At 65.8% G+C, this 23,912-nt stretch carries 16 protein-coding genes and 6 pseudogenes; 13 read left to right on the plus strand and 9 right to left on the minus strand.

Translation table 11 applies throughout. The features are described 5' to 3' along the window. The first annotated feature begins 5 nt into the window (after nucleotides 1-5). Nucleotides 6-494 (plus strand): dihydrofolate reductase, encoded by a 489-nt coding sequence (locus IPK20_00820; GenBank protein MBK8015369.1) that lies wholly within the window; start codon nucleotides 6-8, stop codon nucleotides 492-494. 21 nt (nucleotides 495-515) lie between these two features. Here IPK20_00820 and IPK20_00825 read toward each other — a convergent pair. From IPK20_00825 to apbC, 3 genes and pseudogenes are all read right to left on the minus strand, one after another. Further along, nucleotides 516-2,761, minus strand: a pseudogene (locus IPK20_00825) (arginine/lysine/ornithine decarboxylase). Nucleotides 2,762-2,796: 35 nt separating this feature from the next. After that, nucleotides 2,797-3,369 carry a dCTP deaminase gene (locus tag IPK20_00830; GenBank protein ID MBK8015370.1) on the minus strand — a complete coding sequence of 191 codons (573 nt, stop codon included), beginning with the start codon at nucleotides 3,367-3,369 and terminating at the stop codon, nucleotides 2,797-2,799. A 185-nt stretch (nucleotides 3,370-3,554) separates the two neighbouring features. Beyond that, nucleotides 3,555-4,652, minus strand: a complete 1,098-nt coding sequence (apbC, locus tag IPK20_00835; GenBank protein MBK8015371.1) for an iron-sulfur cluster carrier protein ApbC — start codon at nucleotides 4,650-4,652, stop codon at nucleotides 3,555-3,557. A gap of 92 nt (nucleotides 4,653-4,744) precedes the next feature. On the opposite strand from apbC, the pseudogene metG (IPK20_00840) reads away from it, so the two are divergent. The 12 genes and pseudogenes from metG (IPK20_00840) (at nucleotide 4,745) to vanZ (ending at nucleotide 18,027) form a co-directional block, all read left to right on the plus strand. Next, nucleotides 4,745-6,460 (plus strand): annotated as a pseudogene (metG, locus tag IPK20_00840) (methionine--tRNA ligase). Between the two features lie 297 nt (nucleotides 6,461-6,757). Next, a pseudogene (gene metG, locus IPK20_00845) lies at nucleotides 6,758-7,061 on the plus strand (methionine--tRNA ligase subunit beta). An 11-nt stretch (nucleotides 7,062-7,072) separates the two neighbouring features. Next, on the plus strand, nucleotides 7,073-7,342 hold the full coding sequence (locus IPK20_00850; protein MBK8015372.1) for an acylphosphatase: 270 nt from the start codon (nucleotides 7,073-7,075) through the stop codon (nucleotides 7,340-7,342). Between the two features lie 63 nt (nucleotides 7,343-7,405). After that, nucleotides 7,406-7,819 (plus strand): PTS fructose transporter subunit IIA, encoded by a 414-nt coding sequence (locus IPK20_00855; protein MBK8015373.1) that lies wholly within the window; start codon nucleotides 7,406-7,408, stop codon nucleotides 7,817-7,819. Beyond that, on the plus strand, nucleotides 7,800-8,069 hold the full coding sequence (locus IPK20_00860) for an HPr family phosphocarrier protein (protein MBK8015374.1): 270 nt from the start codon (nucleotides 7,800-7,802) through the stop codon (nucleotides 8,067-8,069). The genes IPK20_00855 and IPK20_00860 overlap by 20 nt, the downstream gene beginning before the upstream one ends. Before the next feature lie 206 nt (nucleotides 8,070-8,275). After that, nucleotides 8,276-10,003: a phosphoenolpyruvate--protein phosphotransferase gene (gene ptsP, locus IPK20_00865; GenBank protein MBK8015375.1), complete on the plus strand. Its 1,728-nt coding sequence runs from the start codon at nucleotides 8,276-8,278 to the stop codon at nucleotides 10,001-10,003. A gap of 200 nt (nucleotides 10,004-10,203) precedes the next feature. Beyond that, on the plus strand, nucleotides 10,204-11,238 hold the full coding sequence (locus IPK20_00870) for a DNA polymerase III subunit delta (protein MBK8015376.1): 1,035 nt from the start codon (nucleotides 10,204-10,206) through the stop codon (nucleotides 11,236-11,238). Nucleotides 11,239-11,423: 185 nt separating this feature from the next. Next, nucleotides 11,424-12,681, plus strand: a pseudogene (locus IPK20_00875) (glutamate-5-semialdehyde dehydrogenase). Between the two features lie 15 nt (nucleotides 12,682-12,696). Further along, the gene (locus IPK20_00880; GenBank protein MBK8015377.1) at nucleotides 12,697-13,068 is read left to right on the plus strand and encodes a hypothetical protein; all 372 of its coding nucleotides are present in this window, start codon (nucleotides 12,697-12,699) and stop codon (nucleotides 13,066-13,068) included. Between the two features lie 26 nt (nucleotides 13,069-13,094). Further along, nucleotides 13,095-14,878: pseudogene (gene lpdA, locus IPK20_00885) on the plus strand (dihydrolipoyl dehydrogenase). A 234-nt stretch (nucleotides 14,879-15,112) separates the two neighbouring features. Further along, nucleotides 15,113-17,647, plus strand: a complete 2,535-nt coding sequence (recQ, locus tag IPK20_00890; protein ID MBK8015378.1) for a DNA helicase RecQ — start codon at nucleotides 15,113-15,115, stop codon at nucleotides 17,645-17,647. After that, entirely contained in the window at nucleotides 17,644-18,027 is a 384-nt protein-coding gene (gene vanZ / locus IPK20_00895) for a VanZ family protein (GenBank protein MBK8015379.1), read from the plus strand. The genes recQ and vanZ overlap by 4 nt, the downstream gene beginning before the upstream one ends. 87 nt (nucleotides 18,028-18,114) lie before the next feature. Here the strand turns inward: vanZ and IPK20_00900 are convergent, their stop codons facing one another. From IPK20_00900 to IPK20_00925, 6 genes and pseudogenes are all read right to left on the minus strand, one after another. Further along, nucleotides 18,115-18,495, minus strand: coding sequence for a hypothetical protein (locus tag IPK20_00900; protein ID MBK8015380.1), 381 nt, complete (start codon nucleotides 18,493-18,495; stop codon nucleotides 18,115-18,117). A 115-nt stretch (nucleotides 18,496-18,610) separates the two neighbouring features. Then, nucleotides 18,611-19,384, minus strand: coding sequence for an SHOCT domain-containing protein (locus IPK20_00905; GenBank protein MBK8015381.1), 774 nt, complete (start codon nucleotides 19,382-19,384; stop codon nucleotides 18,611-18,613). A 35-nt stretch (nucleotides 19,385-19,419) separates the two neighbouring features. Continuing rightward, on the minus strand, nucleotides 19,420-20,460 hold the full coding sequence (locus IPK20_00910; GenBank protein ID MBK8015382.1) for a PDZ domain-containing protein: 1,041 nt from the start codon (nucleotides 20,458-20,460) through the stop codon (nucleotides 19,420-19,422). Nucleotides 20,461-20,563: 103 nt separating this feature from the next. Continuing rightward, the gene (locus IPK20_00915) at nucleotides 20,564-21,106 is read right to left on the minus strand and encodes a transporter substrate-binding domain-containing protein (GenBank protein MBK8015383.1); all 543 of its coding nucleotides are present in this window, start codon (nucleotides 21,104-21,106) and stop codon (nucleotides 20,564-20,566) included. Nucleotides 21,107-21,364: 258 nt separating this feature from the next. Then, nucleotides 21,365-21,703 carry a cytochrome c gene (locus IPK20_00920; protein ID MBK8015384.1) on the minus strand — a complete coding sequence of 113 codons (339 nt, stop codon included), beginning with the start codon at nucleotides 21,701-21,703 and terminating at the stop codon, nucleotides 21,365-21,367. 180 nt (nucleotides 21,704-21,883) lie between these two features. Next, a pseudogene (locus IPK20_00925) lies at nucleotides 21,884-23,625 on the minus strand (PQQ-binding-like beta-propeller repeat protein). Nucleotides 23,626-23,912: the final 287 nt, after the last annotated feature.

Consider the following 23,912-nt stretch of genomic DNA (forward strand, 5'->3'; position numbering starts at 1 on the left):
GGCTCATGCCCTCTCGAATCTCTCTCATCGCCGCCGTCGCCCGCAACGGAGCAATTGGCAAGGATGGCGCGCTCCCCTGGCATCTTTCCGAGGACCTCAAGCGCTTCAAGGCGCTCACCATGGGCCACACCATGGTCATGGGCCGCAAGACATACGAATCCATCGGGCGCCTGCTGCCGGGACGCAGGACGGTGATCGTGTCGCGGCAACCCGGTTTCGCCGTAGAAGGTGCCACGGTCGCGAATTCGCTCGAAAGGGCGCTGACCGCGTCGGGCGACGCGGCGGAAATCTTCGTGATCGGAGGCGGCGAGATCTACGCGCAATCGCTGGCCCTCGCGGACCGGCTTTTCATCACAGAAGTCGATCTCTCGCCCGACGCGGATGCGTGGTTTCCCGACATCGATCGCTCGAAGTGGATCGAGACGCTGCGGTCGCCCCATCTCACGGCCGACGGGCTGCGATACACCTTCGTCGACTACGAGCGCCGCCGCTGACGGCTGTACCGCAGCGCTCCGTTACTGCCGCACGCAGTCGACGTAGTAGCGAAGCGTGCCGTCCTCGTTCTCGTCCACCAGACCGTGGATCTCCGTCTCGAAGCCGGGGAAGCGCGTGTTGAACTCCTTCGCGAACTGCAGGTAGCGCACGATCGTCCGGTTGAACCGCTCGCCCGGAATGAGGAGGGGAATGCCCGGGGGGTAAGGCGTGAGCAGCACGGCGGTGACCCGGCCCTCCAGTTCGTCGATGGGCACGCGGTCGATCTCCCGATGCGCCATTCGCGCGAAGGCGTCCGCCGGTTTCATGGCCGGTTCCATGTCCGAAAGATACATCTCCGTCGTCAGGCGGGCGATGTCGTTGCGGCGATAGATGTCGTGGATCTGCACGCAGAGGTCGCGCAGGCCGACGCGCTCGTATCGAGGGTGCTTGGCGACGAACTCCGGCAGGACACGCCACAGCGGCTGGTTCTTGTCGTAGTCGTCCTTGAACTGCTGCAGTTCGGTCACCATCGTGTTCCAGCGGCCCTTGGTGATGCCGATGGTGAACATGATGAAGAACGAGTAGAGGCCGGTCTTCTCGACGATGATGCCGTGCTCGCCAGGTACTTCGTCACGATCGCGGCCGGAATGCCGAAGTCGTCCGCGAAGCTCCCCGCCATGTCCAGTCCGGGCGTGATGACCGTCGCCTTGATCGGATCGAGCATGTTGAAGTCGGGCGCGAGCTTCTGGAAGCCGTGCCAGCTCTCGTTGTTGCGCAGCATCCAGTCTTCGCGCGTTCCCAGCCCTTCCTCCTGCAGATGGTCCGGCCCCCACACCTTGAACCACCAGTCGGCACCGAATTCCTCGTCCACCTTGCGCATCGCGCGGCGGAAGTCCATGGCCTCGAGAATCGACTCCTCGACGAGCGCCGTGCCGCCCGGGGGTTCCATCATCGCCGCGGCCACGTCGCACGAGGCGATGATCGCGTACTGCGGCGAGGTGGACGTATGCATGAGGAACGCTTCGTTGAAGATGTCGCGGTCGAGCTGCCGGTTCTCGGAATCCTGCACGAGGATCTGCGAGGCTTGCGAAAGGCCCGCGAGCAGCTTGTGCGTGGACTGGGTGGAGAAGACCATCGACTCCCTGCACCGGGGCCGGTCCGCCCCGATGGCGTGGTAATCGCCGTAGAAATCGTGGAATGACGCGTGCGGCAGCCAGGCCTCGTCGAAGTGCAGCGTGTCGATCTCGCCGTCGAGCATTTCCTTGATCGTCTCGACGTTGTACACGATGCCGTCGTAGGTGCTCTGGGTGATGGTGAGGATCCGCGGCTTCTTGTTCGTGCCCCGCAGCAACGGATTCGCTTCCATCTTCCGGCGTATGGTCTCGATGCGGAATTCCTCGAGCGGGATCGGCCCGATGATGCCGTAGTGGTTGCGCGTGGGCGTGAGGAAGACCGGCACCGCGCCGGTCATGGTGATCGCATGCAGGATCGACTTGTGGCAGTTGCGGTCCACCACCACCACGTCGCCGGGCGCTACCGTCGAATGCCAGACGATCTTGTTCGACGTCGACGTTCCGTTGGTCACGAAGAACAGATGATCGCAGTGGAAGATGCGAGCGGCGTTGCGCTCGGATGCCGCCACCGGTCCCGTGTGGTCCAGCAAGGCGCCCAGTTCGTCCACCGCATTGCAGACGTCGGCCCGCAGCAGGTTCTCGCCGAAGAACTGGTGGAACATCTGGCCGACCGGACTCTTCAGGAACGCGACGCCGCCCGAGTGGCCCGGGCAGTGCCAGGAGTAGGAGCCGTCGGCAGCGTAGTGCGTGAGCGCCCGGAAGAAGGGCGGCGGCAGCGAGTCCAGATACGCCTTCGCCTCGCGGACCACATAGCGGGCGATGAACTCCGGCGTGTCCTCGAACATGTGGATGAAGCCGTGCAGTTCCCGCAGGACGTCGTTGGGCACGTGCCGCGACGTGCGTGTCTCGCCGTGCAGGAAGATCGGGATGTCGGTGTTGCGAAACCGGATCTCCTCGACGAAAGCGCGCAGATCCGCGATGGCCTTGTCGGCCGCCGCGGGTGACGAGAACTCCTCGTCGTCGATGGACAGGATGAAGGCGGACGCACGCGACTGTTGCTGCGCGAAGGATGTGAGGTCGCCGTAGCTCGTCACGCCCAGCACCTCCATCCCCTCGTCCTCGATTGCCTTGGCCAGCGCCCGGATGCCCAGGCCCGATGCGTTCTCGGAGCGGAAATCTTCGTCGATCACGACGACGGGAAAGCGGAATCTCATGCCTTTTGGCTCCTGTCGCGACCAGTGCGCGACCGCTAGATTTTGGGGAGGGTGACGCCGCTCTGGCCCTGATACTTGCCACCGCGGTCACGGTAGGACGTCTCGCAGACGTCGTCGTCGTCCGACTCGAAGAACAGCACCTGGGCGACGCCTTCGTTCGCGTAGATCTTGGCGGGCAGCGGCGTGGTGTTGGAGAACTCCAGCGTCACGTAACCCTCCCACTCCGGTTCGAACGGTGTCACGTTGACGATGATTCCGCAGCGCGCATACGTGGACTTGCCGAGACAGATGGTGAGCACGTTGCGGGGAATGCGGAAGAACTCCACGGTCCGGGCGAGCGCGAAGGAATTCGGCGGAATGATGCAGTGGCTGCCCTTCACGTCCACGAACGACTTCGGGTCGAAGTTCTTCGGATCCACGATGGTGGAGTTGAGGTTCGTGAAGAGCTTGAACTCGTCGGAGCAGCGGATATCGTAGCCGTAGCTGGACGTGCCGAAGGAAACGACGCGCTGGCCGTTCACTTCCTTGATCTGCCGGGGCTCGAACGGCTCGATCATGCCGTGCTCGGAGGCCATGCGGCGGATCCAGCGATCGGACTTGATGCTCATCGGTGCTCCCGCGGGGGCGGATGAAAAAGGACGCGAAGTTTAGACCCGGAAGACACGGCGGTCCCTGCCGTTACACAAAAAAATGCCCGCGCAACCCCTCCGGTCCGCCGCAACCGGATCCACCGGCGGGCCATGCTCCGGAAGCGAGCCGCCGGCACTGCCGGCCCGCGATGAACCGGCCGTCCTCAGGTGTTCTGGATGACGATCTTGGGGAAGATCGTGCTGCTGTCCTTGGACAGCTCGGCGACCTTCACGCCCACCCGTCTCGCGATTTCCCGGTAGATGCCGGCAACCCGGCTGCCCGGGTCCGCCACGACGGTCGGCTGCCCGGAATCCGCCTGTTCCCGGATGCGGATGTCCAGCGGCAGCGCGCCCAGCAGGGGCACGCCATAGTCCGTCGACATGGCCTCGCCTCCGCCGGTCCCGAAGATGTGCTCCTCGTGGCCGCACTTGCTGCAGACGTGCAGGCTCATGTTCTCGACGATGCCCAGAATGGGGACGTTGACCTTCTCGAACATCTTGAGACCCTTGCGGGCATCCAGCAAGGCGATGTTCTGGGGGGTGGTGACGATCACGGCACCGGTGACCGGCACCTTCTGCGCAAGGGTCAGCTGGATGTCTCCCGTCCCCGGCGGCATGTCCACGACGAGGTAGTCGAGGTCGTTCCAGCGGGTATCCCGGAGCAGCTGCTCGAGGGCGCCCGTGGCCATCGGTCCCCGCCAGGCCACCGCCTGATCCGGATCGATGAGCATGCCGATGGACATGCACTGGACGCCGTAGTTTTCGAGCGGGATGAACTGGCGCTTGTCGCCTTCCTCGGCCACGCGCGGCTTTCCGGGCATGCCCAGCATGGTGGGTTGCGAAGGGCCGTAGATGTCGGCGTCGAGCACCCCCACGCGAGCGCCTTCCTGTGCCAGGGCCAGCGCCAGATTCGCGGCGACGGTGGACTTGCCCACGCCCCCCTTGCCCGAGGCCACGGCGATCACGTTGCGAACGCCTTCGACCCGCTGAGCACCACGGAGCGCCTGATGGGCGACGATCTTCATGGAGACGTCCACCTGGACCTTGCCCACACCGGGGAGCGCGCGCAGCGCCTCGGCCACCTGGTCACGAATACCGTCCTGAAGCGTGCGGGAGGGATATCCCAGGACGATCTCGACGAAGACGTCCGAGCCTTCCACGCGGATGTTGCGCGCCTCCTTGCCCGTGACGTAGTCCTTTCCGGTCCACGGATCGACGATGCCGCGCAACTTTTCCTTCACTGCATCCGCATTCAGGCTCATCCAGCTACCTCTATGATTTATCTTGAATTTCGGGGGCCTGAATTGTACACACTTTGATACAATCCAAGCCTTTCCCGAGGGTCTTCCGTTCCATGCCGCGCCGTCTGCTCGTCACCTCCGCCCTGCCCTACGCCAATGGCAGCATCCACTTCGGACATCTGGTGGAGTACATCCAGACCGACATCTGGGTGCGCTTCCAGAAGATGCAGGGCCATGAGGTGCACTACGTCTGCGCCGACGACACTCACGGCACGGCCATCATGCTCCGCGCCGAGAAGGAAGGCATCACGGCAGAGCAGCTGATCGAGCGCGTCTGGACGGAGCACAAGCGCGACTTCGATGGCTTCCTCGTCGACTTCGACAACTACTACAGCACGCATTCACCCGAGACCCGTGCCCTGTCGGAGGACATCTATCGGCGTCTCAGGGACGGTGGCTACATAGACGTCCGCTCGGTCGAACAGTTCTACGATCCGGTGAAGTCGATGTTCCTGGCCGACCGTTTCATCAAGGGCGAATGCCCGAAGTGCAACGCCAAGGACCAGTACGGCGACTCCTGCGAAGTCTGCGGCGCCACCTACGCACCGACGGATCTCAGGAACCCGTACTCCGTCGTGTCGGGCGCGCCGCCGGTGCGCAAGGCCTCCGACCACTACTTCTTCCGCCTGTCCCACGACGACTGCAGGCAGTTCCTGCAGGACTGGACGCAGACGGGCGGGCACCTGCAGGAGGAGGCCCGCAACAAGATCCGCGAGTGGTTCGACCAGGGGCTCAACGACTGGGACATCTCGCGCGACGCGCCTTATTTCGGCTTCGAGATCCCGGACGCGCCGGGGAAATTCTTCTACGTGTGGCTCGATGCACCCATCGGCTATCTCGGGAGCTTCCGCAACCTCGCAAACCGTGCGGCGATCGCGTTCGACGAATTCGCCCGTCCGGGGCACGACACGGAGATGGTGCACTTCATCGGCAAGGACATCCTGTATTTCCATGCCCTGTTCTGGCCTGCGATGCTGCGTTTCGCCGGCTACCGCACGCCCACGCGCGTGTTCGCCCACGGCTTTCTCACGGTCAACGGCGAAAAGATGTCGAAGAGCCGGGGGACGTTCATCACGGCCGGCAGCTATCTCGATCTGGGTCTCGACCCGGAATGGCTGCGGTACTACTACGCGGCCAAGCTCGGGCCGGCGATGGAGGACATCGACCTCAACCTGGACGACTTCGTCGCCCGGGTGAACAGCGACCTGGTGGGCAAGTACGTGAACATCGCGAGCCGGTGCGCGGGCTTCCTCGTCAAGCGCTTCGACGGAAGGCTCGGCTCGGCGGAGGAGTGCGCTGCCGTGGAAGGATTGCGGGCAAGGCTGCCGGTGATCGCGGACCATTACGACCAGCGCGAATACGCCAAGGCGCTGCGCGAGGTCATGGCCTCGGCCGACGAACTGAATCAGTTCGTGGATCAGGAAAAGCCCTGGGAACTCGCCAAGCGTCCGGACGCCGGCGAGCGGTTGCATCGCGTCTGTTCCCAGGCGCTGGAGGGATTCCGGCTGCTCACTCTGGCGCTGAAGCCGGTGCTGCCCCGCGTGGCCCAGCGGGTGGAAGCCTTCCTGAACATCGGCGCGCTGCGATGGTCCGACGGGGGAGCGAGTCTGCCTCCCGGACACCGCATCGATGCCTACCAGCACCTCATGACTCGCCTGGATGCCAAGTCGATGGAAGCCCTGGTCGGCGCGAATCGGGAGAGTCTCAAACCTGTCGCGGCGGATGCACATTCGCCGCAGCGGCATGCACAGCATCAGGAGAACGTCGTGAACGAGAATTCGAAGCCCGCGGCAAGCGCTGGAGGCCCACCCCCATCCCTGACTCGTCCCGCTGACGGGGGAGGAAAAGTCGCGCCGGGTGCCGGAACCAGCACCGGGGCGGGCGCCGGAGGCCCACCCCCATCCCCGGCCCTTCCCCCTGAAGGGGAAGGGAGGTTACAGCCGGGTGCCGGAACAAGCACCGCGGCGGGCGCCGGAGGCCCACCCCCATCCCCGGCCCTTCCCCCTGAAGGGGAAGGGAGGTTCCAGCCGGCGCCGGTGGCGCCGACCATTACCATCGATGACTTCATGAAGGTCGATCTGCGCGTGGCGCGCGTCGTCGACGCTCAACATGTGGAAGGGGCAGAGAAACTCATCAAGCTCACGCTGGATATCGGCTCCGAAACACGCCAGGTCTTCGCGGGCATCAAGGCCCATTACGATCCGGACAAGATCCGGGGACGGCTCGTGCTGATGGTGGCCAACCTGCAGCCGCGCAAGATGCGATTCGGCGAATCGCAAGGCATGATCCTGGCGGCAAGCGGGGAAGATACCGGGGGTGTTTCTGCTCGACGTGGACAGTGGCGCGGAACCCGGCATGCGGGCCAAGTGACGGAAACGAGCATGACCCGCCATCTGTCCATCCGCGGCCGCGTCCAGGGTGTGGGCTATCGCGAATCCATGCGGCAGGAAGCGGCCCGCCTCGGCGTCACCGGATGGGTCCGCAACCGTTTCGACGGCAGCGTGGAAGCCGTCGTTCATGGCACCGCCGAGCAGGTGACCGCCATCACGCGCTGGGTGCATGCGGGACCGCCGTCAGCCATGGTGCTGCGCGTGGAGGAGAGGGACGACGAAGGCACGTTCACGCGTTTCGACCGCCTCCCGACGGTGTGAGGCCCGCCGCAGCCATGACAGCGTAGAATCCGCGGCATTCCCTGGCACGCAGATCGAAGAACCATGGTCGGCATTCTCATCGTTGCTCACGGCACGCTCGGCGAAAGCCTGGTCCAGTGCGCGAGCCATGTGATGGGTGGCAGACCACCGCAGTTGATGCAGGTGGGCGTCAGCATGCACGACGACCCGGCGTTGATGGTGCCGCAGCTGCTGAAGCTGGTGCGGCAGCTCGACGAGGGCAACGGCGTGCTGGTGCTGACGGACGTATACGGGGCGACGCCCAGCAACATCGCGGCACGCGTCCTGGTTCCGGGGCGGGTGGAAGGCATCGCGGGCGTCAGTCTGCCGATGCTTGTCCGGGCGCTCACGTATCGAAACGAGCCACTCAAGACCGTCGTGGCCAAGGCCATGTCGGGCGGCGTCGAGGGGGTGTTCAGAATGCCACCGGCGATGGGAAATGCAGCAACAGGAAGTTGAGATCATCAACAAGCTCGGCCTGCACGCCAGGGCGTCGGCCAAACTCACGCAACTCGCGGCGCAGTACCAGTCGGAAGTCTGGCTATCGCGCAACGGCCGCCGGGTGAACGCCAAGAGCATCATGGGGGTGATGATGCTGGCGGCCGCGAAGGGCTCCAAGGTGGCGGTCGAAACCGAGGGCCCCGATGAAGCCGAGGCGATGAAAGCGTTGCTCGGCTTGATCGCGGACAGGTTCGGAGAAGCGGAATAGCTCCGCGGCGGGCCGCGGAACACCAGCACAGGGGGGTGCAACGTTGAAGAACTGGCACGTCGCCACACCGGCGACCGGTGCGTCCGCTGGCCGTGCGTGCGCGGGCGGCGATTCCCTGCACGAACCGGCCCTCTCCTCCATCGTCCCGGCCATGGCCCGATCGGCGTCACGCCACCCGGACCTGCGCCACTGATCCCGGACCCCGCATGTCTTTCACGATCCACGGCATAGGCGTCTCCGGTGGCATTGCCATCGGCCGCGCGCACCTCGTCACGCACGCCCAGCTCGAGGTGCCGCACCTCGAGATCGCGCCGGCGAAGGTTCCGGCCGAACAGGCGCGCCTCGATGCGGCCCTGGACAAGGTCCGCGGCGAACTGACCAGCCTCGCCGGACACATTCCCGAGAACGCGCCTGCCGAGTTCGGCGCCTTCCTGAACGTCCATCTGATGATCCTGGGCGATGAAACGCTGTCGGAAGCGCCCAAGGCGACCATCGCGGCACAGCGGTGCAACGCCGAGTGGGCGCTGAAACAGCAGATGGAAGCGCTGCTCGCCCAGTTCGACGAGATCGACGATGCCTACCTGCGGGAACGCAAGACCGACGTGAAGCAGGTCGTCGAGCGTGTCCTGCAGGCGCTCATGACCGACGCGCGCGCGGCGGCATCCGTCGCCCCACCCGAGGAAGGCAGCATCCTGGTCGCCCACGACCTGTCCCCGGCGGACGTCATTCTCTACAAGCAGCACCGGTTCGCCAGCTTCATCACGGATCTGGGCGGCACCACGTCGCATACGGCGATCGTCGCCCGGTCCCTGGGCATCCCCTCCATCGTCGCCCTGCACCACGCAAGGCGTCTCGTGCGCGAGAACGAAGTCCTGATCGTGGACGGCACCCACGGGGTGCTGATCGTCGATCCCGACAAGAAGGTGCTGGAGGAGTACCGGCTGCGCCAGGAAGAGTGGCAGCTCGAACAGCAGAAGCTGCGCCGGCTCACCACCACACGCGCTGCAGTGCTCGACGGCACCCGCATCGAGCTGCACGCCAACATCGAACTGCTGGAGGATGTCTATCAGGCGCGCGAGAACGGCGCGGCCGGCGTCGGGCTCTTCCGCACCGAGTTCCTCTATCTCAACCGGCGCGATCTTCCCGGCGAGGACGAGCAGTTCGAGGCCTATCGCAAGGTGGTGATGGAGATGGGAAGGCTGCCGGTCACGATCCGCACCTTCGACCTGGGAGCCGACAAGGAACTCGACGGCGCGGAGCGGGTGGCCGCCAACCCTGCCCTCGGATTGCGGGCGATCCGGTTGTGCCTGGCCGAGCCGGTGATGTTCCGCACGCAGCTGCGCGCCATCCTGCGGGCCTCCGCGTTCGGCAAGGTGAAGATCCTCGTTCCCATGCTGTCGTCGGTGCTCGAATTGACTCAGGCGCTGAAGGCCGTCGCCGATGCCCGTCGCAGCCTGGACGACGACGGCATCGCCTACGACGCCGAGACGCCCATCGGCGGCATGATCGAGGTCCCCGCCGCCGCGCTGTGCCTCAACATCTTCACGCGCAAGCTCGATTTCCTGTCCATCGGCACGAACGACCTGATCCAGTACACGCTGGCCATCGACCGCACGGACGAGTCCGTCGCGCATCTGTACGATCCGCTGCACCCTGCGGTGCTGAATCTCGTGGCCCAGATCATCCACCGTGCCGCGAAGTCCGGAACGCCGGTGGCGGTATGCGGCGAGATGGCGGGTGATGTCTCCCTCACCCGGCTGCTGCTGGGATTCGGTCTGCGCCAGTTCTCCATGCATCCGGCAAATCTGCTGGCGGTGAAGCAGGTGATCCTCAAGAGCGATCTGGACGAAGTCACTTCCCTCGCCCGCCGCATGCTCAAGACCGAGGATCCGCACAAGCTGGTCACGCTGCTGGAGAAGATGAATGCGTTGTGACGCGTGCGCTGGACAACGGGTGATGCGCGAGAGGGTGGAGTCCGTGGACCCGAGACCCGGGTCCATCGTTGCAACCGCACCGCCTTGGGCGGCCATCGCTTCCGAGTTCCGCGGTCACGCGCCGCGGCTGCAGTATCCTGGGGTCTAGGGTCCCGGGACTCGGGACTCGCAGCTCTTCCGTCGCCCCTCGACTGGCCTCCATGCAACTCGACCCCGACCAGCTTCTCCGCCATCTCCAGCGAGAACTCGCGCCGTTGTACGTCGTCCACGGCGAAGAGGCGCTGCTGGCCATCGAAGCCGCTGATCGCATCCGGACGAAGGCGAGGGAACGCGGCTGCAGCGAGCGCGAGATCCTCACGGTCGAAGCGGGATTCGAGTGGCGGCGGCTGTGGGCGACCGGGGCGAGTCTGTCGCTTTTCGCCAGCCAGCGCCTCGTGGAGTTGCGCATGGCATCGGCCGCTCCGGGGGCGGAAGGCAGCGAAGCGTTGATCCGCTACGCGGCATCGCTTCCCGAAGACACCGTCACGCTGATCACGCTGCCCAAGGTCGAGTTCAGGACACGGCAGTCGAAGTGGTTCTCCGCCCTGGAATCGGCGGGCGTATGCGTGCATGCACAGCGCATCGGGTTCGAGCAGCTGCCCGCCTGGCTCGCGGCCCGTCTGAAGGCGCAGGGTCAGTCTGCCGGCCCGGACGTGATGGAGGTTCTCGCCGCCCGGGTCGAGGGGAATCTGCTTGCCGCGCATCAGGAGATCCAGAAGCTGAGCCTGCTGTTTCCGCAGGGACCGCTGGATCTCGATGCCGTGCGCACCACCGTGGCGGACGTCGCGCGGTTCGACGCCTTCGACCTGGGCCCCGCCATCCTCGCCGGTGATCCCGTTCACCTGCTGAGGATGCTGGACGGTCTCCGCGGGGAGGGCACCGGGCTGCCGCTGGTGCTGTGGGCCTTCGCCGAGGAAATTCGCGCCATGTTGCGCATCCGGGAATCCGTTGCGTCCGGCATGCCGCTCGCCCAGGCGATGCGCGATGCCAAGGTGTGGGGAGAACGGCAGAAGGGGATGCCCGCGGCCGTGCGCCGCCTCGACAGTGCGCAACTCCGGAACGCCCTGGCACACGCCGCGCGCATCGACAGGATCATCAAGGGTGTCGGTGATGGCGACGCCTGGACGGAACTGGAGCAGCTTGCGATGCGCCTGACTGCCCCGGATCTGAAGCTTCCCACCGCGCACGCCGCCTGATCCGCCCGGGCGCGAGGGCTCCCTCGCCCGTGTTCCGCCCCTCGCCGGACCGGCCTGTGCCGCAGGGCCGAATCGCCGCCTTCCCCCTCCGATTCGCGAGCGCCAAGAGAGACTTGCACCGCATTTCCGGCGGGTTGTCCGACGTATCCGGGTTAGAATTCCGGCATCCATTTCCGGACTCTTCCATGGACGTACAGAGCTACATGACGGGCATCGGCCGCGCGGCACGCGCCGCATCGCGGGCCATGGCCCGAGCCGATACACGCGCCAAGGACGAAGCTTTGCTCGCCATCGCATCGGCCGTCGAACGCGAGTCCGCCACTCTCCTCGCCGCCAACGCTGCCGACGTCGCGCAAGGGCGCTCCAAAGGGGCTCGACCCGGCAATGGTGGACCGGCTGATCCTCACGGAAAAGGGCGTGCGTACCATGGCGCAGGGCCTGCGGGAGATCGCCCAGCTCACCGATCCCATCGGCGAGATCACGGACCTGCGGTACCGTCCCACGGGAATCCAGGTCGGCCGCATGCGTGTGCCGTTGGGCGTGATCGGCATCATCTACGAGGCCCGGCCCAACGTGACGGCGGATGCGGCGGGTCTGTGCCTCAAGAGCGGCAACGCCGCCATTCTCCGCGGCGGCTCCGAGGCCATCCGCTGCAATCAGGCCATTGCGGCGTGCGTGCACGAAGGCCTGCGTGCCGCCGGTCTTCCCGAGGGCGCGGTGCAGGTGATCGAGACGACGGACCGCGCCGCGGTGGGCGAGCTCATCACCATGAAGGACTACGTCGACGTGATCGTTCCCCGTGGCGGCAAGGGACTCATCGAGCGAATCAGCAACGAGTCGCGCATTCCCGTCATCAAGCACCTGGACGGGATCTGTCACGTCTTCATCGACGAGGATGCGGACCTCGACAAGGCGATCCGCATCGCGGACAACGCCAAGACCCAGCGCTACGGCACCTGCAACACCATGGAAACGCTGCTCGTGCATGCGCGCGTCGCGGCCCACGTCCTGCCGCCGCTGGCGCGCATCTACCGCGACAAGGGCGTGGAGCTGCGCGGCTGCGAGCGTTCCCGCGCCATCGTTCCGGACATGAACGAGGCGACGGACGAAGACTGGGTGACGGAATACCTGGCCCCGATTCTCAGCGTGCGGATCGTGGACGGCCTGGACGCTGCCATCGAGCACATCAACACCTACGGCTCGCAGCACACCGACGCCATCGTGACCCGGGACTACGCACGGGCCCGCCGTTTCCTGCGGGAGGTCGATTCCAGCTCGGTGATGGTCAATGCCTCCACCCGCTTCGCCGACGGATTCGAGTACGGCCTGGGTGCGGAGATCGGCATCTCCACGGACAAGCTGCACGCGCGCGGGCCGGTCGGGCTCGAAGGACTCACCTCGCTCAAGTACGTGGTGCTGGGCGACGGTGAGGTCCGCGGCTGACGGCGGGCGGCGCGCATGCCCTCCTGGAGCTGGCTCAAGTACGCGCCCTGGGGAGAGATCGCCAAGGCAGCGAGGCGGGTGCCGGAGTTCGTCCGTGACCTGCGCAAGGACGACGATGACGACCAGCCGCCGGCGCCTTCCCGTTCGGCGAGTTCCGACGCGCCGTCCGACCTTGCCCAGCTCCGGTTCGAACTGGAACTGCTGAAGGCAAACATCGAGAAGCTTCGCGCCCACTCCGAAACCCAGGGCCGCGCCGTGGAAGAGCAGGCCCGCGCGCTCACCCAGATTTCCAATGCCCTCTCGGCGCGTCTGCGGACGGCCGCATGGGTCGCAGGTCTCGCCCTGATCGTCGCTCTGGCGGCGCTCGTGACGGCGCTGCTGCGCTGACCCCCCCCAAAACACAGGAGTCCACGTTGAGCAATCTGGTCGAAGTGCGCGTTCCCGACATCGGCGACTTCAAGGATATTCCGGTCATCGAGGTGCTGGTGAAACCGGGCGACACCGTCAAACCCGAGGATTCGCTCGTCACGCTGGAGTCGGACAAGGCCACCATGGAAGTGCCTTCCCCGGCCGCCGGCACGGTGAAGGAAATCAGGATCAAGATTGGCGACAAGGTCTCGCAGGGCACGCTGGTCCTCGTGCTGGAGGCGTCGGGCGCCGCAGCGGCGGCCGCGCCTGCAGCGGTCGCTCCGGCCTCTGCCGCTCCCGCGGCCTCTCCCGCCCCCGCTCCGATCGCGGCTCCCTCCCCCACCCCCGCGACAGCGACTTCGGTGGCAACGGTCAAGGGTGACCTGCACGCAGAAGTCGTGGTACTGGGCTCGGGTCCCGGCGGTTACACGGCCGCCTACCGTGCCGCGGACCTCGGCAAGAAGGTGGTGATGATCGAGCGTTACCCATCGCTCGGCGGTGTCTGCCTCAACGTGGGCTGCATCCCGTCCAAGGCGCTGCTGCACGCCGCGCGGGTGATTTCCGAAGCCGAGGAAATGGCGCACTTCGGCGTGAAATTCGGCAAGCCCGAAGTCGACATCGAAGCCTTGCGGGGATGGAAGTCGAGCGTCGTGGGCAGGCTCACCAAGGGATTGGCCGGGCTTGCCAAGCAGCGCAAGGTCGAGGTGGTGACCGGCGTGGGCAGGTTCGCTTCCGATCACATGATCGAGGTCACGGCCGCGGACGGTTCGCGCAAGACCGTGTCGTTCGATCACTGCATCATCGCCGCGGGCTCGCAGGTCGCCCGCATTCCGGGATTTCCCTACGACGATCCCCGCCTCATGGACTCCACCGGCGCACTGGAACTGCAGGAGGTTCCCAAGCGCATGCTGGTGATCGGCGGCGGCATCATCGGCCTGGAGATGGCGTGCGTCTACGACGCTCTGGGCAGCCGCATCAGCGTGGTGGAACTGGCCGACGGCCTGATTCCGGGCGCGGATCGGGACATCGTCAAGCCGCTGCAGAAACGCCTGGAAAAGCGCTACGAGGCCATCCTGCTCAAGACCAAGGTGTCCAGGCTGGAAGCCACGCCCGAGGGCTGCGTGCGACGTTCGAAGGTGACGGTGCGCCTGCACCGCAGACATACGACCGCGTGCTTCTCGCCGTGGGCCGCCGGCCCAATGGCCGCGACATCGCGGCCGACAAGGCCGGGGTCGTGGTGAACGAGCGCGGCTTCATCCCCGTGGACAAGCAGCAACGCACGAACGTCGCGCACATCCACGCCATCGGCGATGTCTGCGGCGAGCCCATGCTCGCGCACAAGGCCACGCACGAGGGCAAGCTGGCGGCCGAGATCATCGCCGGACACAAGGGCGCGTTCGATGCGCGCACCATCCCCTCGGTGGCCTACACCGACCCCGAGATCGCGTGGATGGGCCTCACGGAGACGGCTGCAAAGGCGCAAGGCATCGAGTACGAGAAGGCCTCGTTCCCGTGGGCAGCCTCGGGCCGCGCGCTGGCCACTGGCCGCGACGAGGGGCTGACTAAGCTGCTGTTCGACAAGACCACCAGGCGCCTCCTGGGCGCCGCGATGGTGGGACCGAATGCGGGTGAGCTCATCGCCGAAACGGTGCTCGCGCTGGAGATGGGCGCGGACGCCGAGGACATCGGCCTCACGATCCACCCGCACCCGACGCTGTCGGAAACGGTGTTCTTCGCCGCGGAAATCGCCGAGGGCAGCATCACCGACCTGTACATGCCCAAGCGCTGAGCGGAACCCGACGATGCTTCTGTCCGCCCCCGGTTTCGTGCCGCTGATCGCCGAGCCGGACGATCTGTCCGGCGAGTGCGTGTGGTTCGTGTTCCACGGCAACAACATCCTGGTGCGGCGCGACGACACCAAGGTCGAGGTGCCGTGCGTGGAACATCCGCGCATGCTGGGGCTCGACCCGGTGCGGACGCAGTATCTCGGCACCCTGCACGGACGGCACTGCTTCTCGGCGGAATGCGAGGACGCCTCGAACGCGCCGGACGATCTGCGCTGGGCGGGACTGCGAAGCCTCTTCGGCATCATCGACGACGGCACTTTCCTGCTGGCCGGCCGCGCTGTGCAGATCATGGATTGGGACCGCTCGCACCGGTTCTGCGGCCGCTGCGGCACGGCCACGGAGCGCAGAAATCACGAAAGGTCCCGTGTCTGCCCGAGCTGCGGCCAGACGCACTATCCGCGCGTCGCACCGGTGGCGATGGCGCTCGTGCAACGGGGACGCGAACTGCTGCTTGCCCGCTCGCCGCATTTTCCGCCAGGCATGTTCAGCGCACTGGCGGGGTTCGTCGAACCGGGAGAGAGCATCGAGGACTGCCTCGTGCGGGAGGTGAAGGAGGAAGTCGGGATCGACGTCGTCAACCTGCGCTATTTCTCGAGCCAGCCGTGGCCCTTCCCGCACTCGCTGATGATCGCCTTCCGCTGCGACTACGCCGGCGGCGACATCGTGCCGCAGGAAGGCGAGATCGAGGCGGCGGACTGGTTCACGCTCGACGCTCTGCCCGTGCTGCCGCATCGCCTGAGCATCGCCCGGCGCCTGATCGACGCGGCGCTGGCCGAGCTGCGCGCGTCTTGAGGGCCGCGGAAGACTTGGCCGCGATTTCGGACGTTCCACCTCCGGAGTGCGATCCGGGCAGGATCCTCACCGAAGTCTTCGGTTTCAGCGCGTTTCGGGGCCAGCAGGACGCGATCGTCGAACACGTCTGCGCCGGCGGCGACGCGGTGGTGCTTATGCCCACGGGCGGAGGCAAGAGCCTCTGCTACCAGATCCCGGCCATCGCTCGCCATCGTGCGGGACGCGGCGTCACCATCGTGGTGAGCCCGCTCATCGCGCTGATGCACGATCAGGTGGGGGCGCTCGAAGAAGCCGGGGTGCACGCCGCCTGCCTCAATTCGTCCCAGTCTCCCGACGAGGCGCGCGATGTCGAGACGGAGCTTCGCGCCGCCCGTCTCGTGCTCCTCTATGTCGCCCCGGAGCGCATGCTCACGCCGCGCTTCCTGGCGATGCTGGACACCCTGCACGAACGCGGGCTTCTCGGTTCCTTCGCGATCGACGAAGCACATTGCGTGAGTCAGTGGGGCCACGATTTCCGCGAGGACTACCTCGGACTCACGGTGCTGCACGAGCGCTACCCGGACGTCCCGCGCATCGCGCTCACGGCGACGGCCGACGAATTCACGCGTCAGGACATGGTGTCGCGCCTCAATCTCGACGGTGCGCGCATGTTCGTGAGCAGCTTCGACCGCCCGAACATCCGGTACACCCTCGTGGAGAAGGACAATCCGCGCGCGCAGCTGCTGCGCCTCCTGCGGGAAGAGCACCCGGGGGAAGCCGGGATCGTGTATTGCGGCAGCCGCAACCGCGTGGACGACACGGCCGCGTGGCTCAACGGCGAAGGCATCGAGGCCCTGGCCTACCACGCGGGACTCGACGCGCAGACCCGTCGCGAACGGCAGGACCGCTTTCTGCGGGAAGACGGCATCGTCATGGTGGCAACCATCGCCTTCGGCATGGGGATCGACAAGCCCGACGTGCGCTTCGTTGCGCACCTCGACCTGCCCAAGAGCCTTGAGGCCTACTACCAGGAAACCGGACGGGCGGGACGCGATGGCGCGCCTGCCGATGCATGGATGACGTACGGGCTGTCGGACGTGGTCAACCAGCGCCGCATGATCGACGAGAGCCCGGCGGCCGACGAGTTCAAGCGCATCCAGCGCTCGCGTCTTGATGCGCTGCTGGGTCTCGCGGAAGCGCACGATTGCCGCCGTGTCAGGCTGCTCGCGTACTTCGGCGAGCGCTCGCAGCCCTGCGGCAACTGCGACAACTGCCTGGAGCCGCCGGGAACATGGGATGCCACGGAGGCGGCGCGCAAGGCATTGTCGTGCATCTTCCGCTTCGACCAGCACGGAAAAAATGGCGGCGCGACGCGGTTCGGTGCGGGCCACCTCATCGATGTGCTGCGAGGAAAATCCACCGAGAAGGTCGCGCAGTACGGCCATGCGCAGCTTTCCACGTTCGGGATAGGCGCGGATCTGTCAGAGGCGCGTTGGCGTGCGGTGCTCCGTCAGCTGGTGGCAGGCGGCTACATCCAGGCGGAGGGCGAGTACAACACGCTGGGTCTCACCGGGACTTCGCGGTCCGTCCTGAAAGGCGACATCGCCATCGTCGTGCGTGCGCCGAACGAAAGCGCGGGGCCTGCAAAGCGGCGAGATGCCACCGGCAGGCGCCGCGACACCGATGCCGAACTGGCGCAGGAGGACCTGCCGCGCTTTCGCGCGCTGCGCGAGTGGCGCGCGCGCGTGGCACGGGAACACGCACTCCCGGCTTACGTCGTCTTTCACGATGCGACGCTCGCAGAGATCGCCCGGCGAAATCCGGCAACCCTCCTCGCGCTCGGCACGGTTCAAGGCGTCGGCGCCACGAAGCTGGAGCGCTACGGCATGGACATCCTGACCGTGCTCGAGACCGTCTCCTCCGTGGACGCCGCCGCATGACCCGCGGTTCGCATCGTTCCCTGTGGCTCGCGGTGGGATGGTTCGGTGTCGCGGTCGTGGTGTATTTCACCTTGATTCCCGATCCACCCCAGCTCGACATGGAAGACGGCGACAAGGTGCAGCACCTCGTCGCGTACGCGTGTCTGATGGCGTGGTTCGCGCAGGCTCGCGCGCCGGGAGCCCACCGGCGGACCACAGGCCTGCTGCTCGTCGCGATGGGAATCCTGCTGGAATTCGCCCAGGGGCTGACCGGCTACCGGTTCATGTCGCTGGCCGACATGGCCGCCAACACGGCCGGCGTCGCGCTGGGGTGGTTCGCCGCTCCGCCGCGATTGCCCGACGTCTACACCTGGTCCGCCAACCTGCTGAGCCGCCGGTGACGGGACGGGGCCGGGAAGACCCTGCTCAGCGATCCTCCCGCTTCAGCTGCCGCCAGTCTTCCTGCAGTTCCACCGACGGATTGAAGTTCACCGAATCGGACAGGATGTATTCGCCCTTGCCGTTGGTCCACGCGTTGCGATAGCCGAGGACAGTTCTATGCGTTCCTGGGTGCGCGGATCCGAGTACACCTCGACGCCCCGGATCACCTGGCTGAACTGCTCCGCCTGACGGTCCTGCACCTCCTGCCTTTGCCGCACCGTCTCGCGCCAGGTGTTCTGAATGGACGCATTGGCTTCCTGCCAGATACGGTGGCGATCGCGGGCTGCGTCCGAGTTGATCTTGTTGATGCTGGACTGGAACCTTGCGATCGCAGCGGTATAGGCGGGATTGGGCCGCACGGAAGTCACCATGGTCGCGAACAATCCGGACTTGGCCTCCGAGTTCGCCCTTGGGAGCGCGAACGCCAAACACGTTGTATCCGGTCACCGTGTAGGTGCTCGAGGGTAGTTCATGTTCCCCTGCATGAGATCGGCCGTGTTGGCCGTCGGCATCACCGTGACGGCAACGGTCGCGCTCATCCATTCATCCACCTCCCCGGCCGGCCACCGTGTAGCCCAGACGTGCCTTCACCGCATCGACGCGGATGCCGCGCATGTAACCGGCCTGGATCAGTGGTTGGACCTGCTGCGTCAGCACACGCTGCTCTGCCTGGGCGACACCCGGCACCGGTTCCACAGCGCCCATCTGCGCCCCGCGTCGCACGGCGGGGATCACCAGATTGCGCACGAAGTTGGTCGCGTCCAGGACCGGATGCGGCGGGCAGCCGGTTCGATTCGCTGCCTGTTGCTGGAGAATCGGCTGCATCATCGGATCGTCGGTCCACTGCCACGTGTACGCGGGGAACGATTCGAACGCCATCAGACCATCGGGAGCCGTCGCACGAAAAGTGATCTTCACGATGTTGGCCGGGCAGCCCATCTGGGTCGCATCCCATTGCACGCTGTCCTCGACCTTCCAGTCGGAGGGCACGAGCATGCGAAACACTTCGACGGGTTCGCCAAACCCCTGCTTGTCCATCACGCGCACAAGCCGCATCCGGTACACGCCCGCACTCTTTGCGCCAACCACGGGCGCCGGCGATGGCGCCGCCGCCGGAGTCCCCTTGCTGCCCGGCGCAGCGGCGCTCCTGCCGAGTTCGCGCTTCTTCGCCTCGTACTCTTCCTTGCCCAGGATGCCCGCCTGATAGGCGGCATCGAGCGCCCGCAACTTCTCCGGATCCGGCGCCGCGAGTGCTGCGGCGGCCCGGAGGAACAGCATGGCGACGATTGCCGCTCGTGCATCCGCAAAACGCTTCATGGTCCCGCTCCTTGCTGATCGTTGCGGGTCGCGGGCTAGCGCGGCACCGTACCCAGCCGTACCTGCACATTCCCCGAACGGCCGCCGCGCACGAGACCCAGCGTGATCTGCTGACCCGGCTTGCTGCGCCCCACCGCCTGCACGAGCGATTGGGCATCGGTCACCGGAGCCCCATCGAAAGATACGACGACGTCGCCCGGCTGGATTCCGGCGGCGTCCGCGGGACTGCCGGGAGCGACCTGCGCAACCAGCGCGCCCTTATCGACGCCGGTCATCTGGACGTCGTCCGCTTCCAACGCCCGGGTAGCCACGCCCAGCATGGGTCTGCCCGCCGCGGGCGCAGGCGTGCCGGATTCGTCGGCCGTGCGGCGAGGGGGCGCGGGCCGCGCCGGCGGTTCGGTTGACGCGAGCAATGCAGCTTTCTTCTGCGCATACTCGTCGTCGCTGAGCACTCCCGCCAGATGCGCCTGTTCCAGTGCCTCCAGCTTTCGCTTCCTCTCCGGAGAAACGGGAGGAGCGGACCGCGCGGGAGACGGCTCGGCGCCTCCGTCGGCGAAACGCACGCCCTTCTCCATGGCCTCGATGGCCGCCTTGTGCCGGGCGAAATCGTCCTGCGGTGTGCTGGTCATCATGACCAGCGTTCCACCGGAAAACGGTACAGCGACCACGCGGAAGAACGAAGGCTGGCCCTTGGGACTGGTGCCCGAAGCGATCAGAAGTTCGGCAGGCTTGCCGCCGACCGTGGCCGGCCCGCGTTTAAGCTCCTGATACTTCCCCCATTGGGTGGCCACCTGCGCTGCCACGCTTTCCACCATTTGCCCGGGAGGAAGATTGCCGACCGTCACGGAAAGCGATGAATTGCCCGATACGAGAACGGACATCTGTTCCGAACTCGCGGCAACCGACCAGTCCTTCGGCACGGCAAGGGTGAAGCGCCCGCCCGGGTCGCGGAGGGTGGATTGTCCTGCCGCCGATCCTGCTGCAAACAAGGCGGAGAGGAAGACCACCACCGCTGCCGCGCTCAGACGTATGCCCTGGAGAAGCAGGACGGGGGAACTGTTCAACCGGGATTGCATGGCGGCCTCCGGGGCTGGGTCTGGCCGCATCATAAGCCCCGCGCCGCGATCTCGGCGGGAGGAAAGGCGCGCCAGGCCCCGGGGCCCCGCTGCGCCCGGACGTTCACTTCGGCGGCCGGTGCTCCACTCCATACCTGGCGTAGATGCGGCCCAGCGTGCCGTCGGCGATGAGCGAATCCAGCACCTTGTTGACCTCGTCCACCAACGCCTGGTCGGATTTGCGCAGGCCCACCGCGACGTCCCAGGACAGATCCGGTGCGCTGTCGAAGGCATACGTCATCCGCACCCCGGCATCCTGATGCTTGTGGATGTAGTAACTGAGCGTGGCGACCGACACGGCGGCGGCGGGAACGACTCCCTTGGCCAGTTCGTCGACCATGTCGTCCTGGAACGCATAGGGCGTCAGAGGCGCGCCGCTCTTGCCCAGCACGACGCTGGCGACCGACCCGACCATGGCCCCCACCTTGCGATCCTTGGGGAGGTCCTTGTAGTCCTGGACGGGATCGACGCCGGGTGCGAAGCCAAGTGCCACGCCGGAGCGCTGATACGGGCGCGACAGCAAGGCCCGCCCCTTGTGCATCTCCGGATTGTTGACACTGTCGAGCTGCATGTCGCAGTTGACCACGTTGGCGCGACGGCGCGGCACGATCCATTCGATGGAGAGGAGAGCTTGAGCCCCTCGGCAATGGCACGCCCCACTTCGACCTGAAACCCGGGGTCCCCGGTTTGTCGCTGGCGTAGGGCAGCGTCTCCGGACTCGCGCACAGGGAGATGGTGCCCAGAGCGCGGACTTCCGCCAGCGTACGGGCCGACGCGGAACCGTTGAACGCTGCCATCAGCGCAGCGGCCACAAACCACCCGAGGGGGACATGTTTCGCCCGGCGGGCGCTTGTGTGACTTCCGGTCATGGGTTCTGTGGCTCCTCGCCTTCCTTCAGATTGCGAATGAACTTCACGATCAACCGGATCTGGTCGTCGGAATAGATGCTGCCGAACGCCGCCATGCGGCTGGGCAGACCGTTCTTGATGCGGTTGACCATGTACTCGTCGCTACGTTCGGAATTCATGAGCTGCGGCCCCTTGCCGGCCTTCCGGCCGTAGTCCGCATGACAGAAACCGCAGATGTTGCGGAAGGTGTTCTTGACGTCGAAGTGCTTCTCGGCCGGCGCCGCATCGTCGGCGCTTGCCGGCTCGACCCCGAGAGCGAGGGCTGCCGCCAGGGACAGCGCCGAAATCGGGACCAAACGGCGGTGATTGTTCACTGCATACCTCCGCAAAATATCAGGATTGGGCGCCCGTTCGCGGGTCGCCTCCACCCCGCAACGCCCGACGGTCCTTTCGGGTGACAGGGATGGAAAAAAGGGCGGAGACGATGTCCCCGCCCTTCCTCCAGGCCCCGCGGCAGTTGCCGCGCCAGGTCTGGATTACGGCAGTGCGAACACCTTCAGCACGCCGGAATCCTTGGGCATGCTCTTCCAGGGCTCGCCCCAGAGATCGCCGTAGCCGTCGCCGACCAGGCTTCCCCAGCCGGTCATCACAGCCACGTACTGCTTGCCCTTGGCCTTGTAGGAGATCGTGCCGCCGTTGCTGCCCTGACCCATGTTGTGCGCCCAGAGCTTCTTGCCGTTGGTGGCATCGTAGGCCGTGAACATGCCATCTGCTTCAGGCACGAACAGCAGGTTGCCGGCCGTGGACAGCAGACCGCCGTGAGGCACCGCACCCGGATACCTGATCTCGAACTTCACCGCACCGGTGATCGGATCGCGAGCGCGGATGTGTCCGTGCGGAGGCTGGTCGCCGGGGCCGTGCATCGTGAAGTTGGCGCCGATGTTGAGCTGGACGACGGGCTCGGTGATCGGCTCGGTCTTCACGATGTCCAGGTCCATACACCACTCGAAACCGACCTTGTACATCAGGTTGGTCTTCGGGCTGTAAGTACCCGCGTTCCAGCTGTAGCCGCCAGCGATGGCCGGGCAGAGGTTCTTGTGCTTGCCTTCGGGCGGATCCAGCGGCCGACCAGCGTGCCGTCGTCCTTGATGTCCTTCACGAAGTTGATCGCGTCCACACCCTTGCAGACCTTCACGGGCTTGCCGGACTTGCGGTCGAACACGAACACGAAGCCGCTCTTGCTGGGATGCACGACGTACTTCTTGCCGTCCCGGTCGATCATCATCAGCTCGCCCTGGGCGGGGTCGAAGTCCCAGGCGTCATGCGGCAGAACCTGGTGATAGCTCTTCAGTTCGCCCGTGTCGGGATTCAGCTGCAGCACGGAGGAGGTGTACAGGTTCAGGCCGGGACGGGGTCCTTCGGTCATGAACTTGTCGCCGGCCCAGTCGTACAGGGGAGCCGGGTTGGCCGTACCCCACCACACCGTGTCGTTCTCCGGATCGTAGCTGCCGGCCATCCAGCCGCCGCCACCACCCGTCTTGTAGGAATCGCCGCCCCAGGTGTTGCGCGCATCCGACTTCGTGCCGTCGTTGCCGCCGGCGGTCATGAAGGACCACACCTTCTCGCCGGTCTTGGCATTGATGCCGAAGATCGGGCCGCGATCGGGCCACTCGCCGCCCTGGGCGCCGATGATGACCTTGTCCTTCACGAGCAGGGGTGCACCGGTGAAGCCGACCGTCAGCTTCTCGGAATTGACCAGCTTGGTTTCCCAATTGAGCTTGCCGGTCTTCATGTCGATGGCGGCCAGCTTGCCATCGAGCGTGCCCATGTAGATATTGCCGTAGCCGATGGCGATGCCGCGGTTGTAGGGCGAGTGCGTCTGCCGTGCGACCAGGTCCTCGTTCAGCTTGTGCTTGTACGTCCAGATCATCTTGCCCGTCGCACCGTCCAGTGCGTAGACCTGGTTGTACGGGCTGGTGTAATACAGCACGCCATCGACGGCGAGCGGAATACCTTGCAAGCCGCGGTTGGCGCGCGACGCAACGTGCGACCAGGCTTCCTGCAGCTTGCCGACGTTCCTGGTGTTGATGTCGTCGAGCGCGCTGAAGTGCCAGGACTTGTAGGACCCGTGATACGACATCCAGTTGCCGGGCTCCTTGTCCGCATTGAGCAGGCGGGCGCCGTCCACATCGGCAGCCATGGCCGCTCCGGACACGAACAGGCCTGCCGAGATCGCGGACGCAAGCACGCGGGGCGTGAAGCGAGACGATTTACGCATGGTGAACCTCCCAAACGAATTCTTCCTACGAAATCCGCGGACGATCGCGCCTCGAAAGGGGCGCGGACCGCTGGATGCTCTTGGGCTTGTAGTCCCCACGAGAGAACTCCGCCTTGACGCCGGCACAACTGCGGAACCGGCTTCAACCCGCTCTCAAAGGGGTACCGGATGATTCTCAGGATGTTTTCCTGGTCCGTCAAGGGAAACGGTCCAAGCGTATGTATCCCGTTTTCCCACTCGTATTCCATTCTTGTTCCTATTGTCATCTCCAATCGATTGACGCTTTC

The organism is Betaproteobacteria bacterium (genome assembly GCA_016713305.1).
Classification (GTDB): domain Bacteria; phylum Pseudomonadota; class Gammaproteobacteria; order Burkholderiales.

Excerpts from the sequence above, each read along its gene's own strand:
- IPK20_00870 (MBK8015376.1), top strand. The coding sequence starts at position 10,204 with ATGCAACTCGACCCCGACCAGCTTCTCCGCCATCTCCAGCGAGAACTC.
- apbC (MBK8015371.1), bottom strand. The coding sequence starts at position 4,652 with ATGAGCCTGAATGCGGATGCAGTGAAGGAAAAGTTGCGCGGCATCGTC.
- vanZ (MBK8015379.1), top strand. The coding sequence starts at position 17,644 with ATGACCCGCGGTTCGCATCGTTCCCTGTGGCTCGCGGTGGGATGGTTC.
- IPK20_00850 (MBK8015372.1), top strand. The coding sequence starts at position 7,073 with ATGACCCGCCATCTGTCCATCCGCGGCCGCGTCCAGGGTGTGGGCTAT.
- IPK20_00860 (MBK8015374.1), top strand. The coding sequence starts at position 7,800 with ATGCAGCAACAGGAAGTTGAGATCATCAACAAGCTCGGCCTGCACGCC.
- IPK20_00830 (MBK8015370.1), bottom strand. The coding sequence starts at position 3,369 with ATGAGCATCAAGTCCGATCGCTGGATCCGCCGCATGGCCTCCGAGCAC.
- recQ (MBK8015378.1), top strand. The coding sequence starts at position 15,113 with ATGCGAGGACGCCTCGAACGCGCCGGACGATCTGCGCTGGGCGGGACT.
- IPK20_00910 (MBK8015382.1), bottom strand. The coding sequence starts at position 20,460 with ATGCAATCCCGGTTGAACAGTTCCCCCGTCCTGCTTCTCCAGGGCATA.
- IPK20_00820 (MBK8015369.1), top strand. The coding sequence starts at position 6 with ATGCCCTCTCGAATCTCTCTCATCGCCGCCGTCGCCCGCAACGGAGCA.
- IPK20_00880 (MBK8015377.1), top strand. The coding sequence starts at position 12,697 with ATGCCCTCCTGGAGCTGGCTCAAGTACGCGCCCTGGGGAGAGATCGCC.
- IPK20_00855 (MBK8015373.1), top strand. The coding sequence starts at position 7,406 with ATGGTCGGCATTCTCATCGTTGCTCACGGCACGCTCGGCGAAAGCCTG.
- IPK20_00905 (MBK8015381.1), bottom strand. The coding sequence starts at position 19,384 with ATGAAGCGTTTTGCGGATGCACGAGCGGCAATCGTCGCCATGCTGTTC.
- ptsP (MBK8015375.1), top strand. The coding sequence starts at position 8,276 with ATGTCTTTCACGATCCACGGCATAGGCGTCTCCGGTGGCATTGCCATC.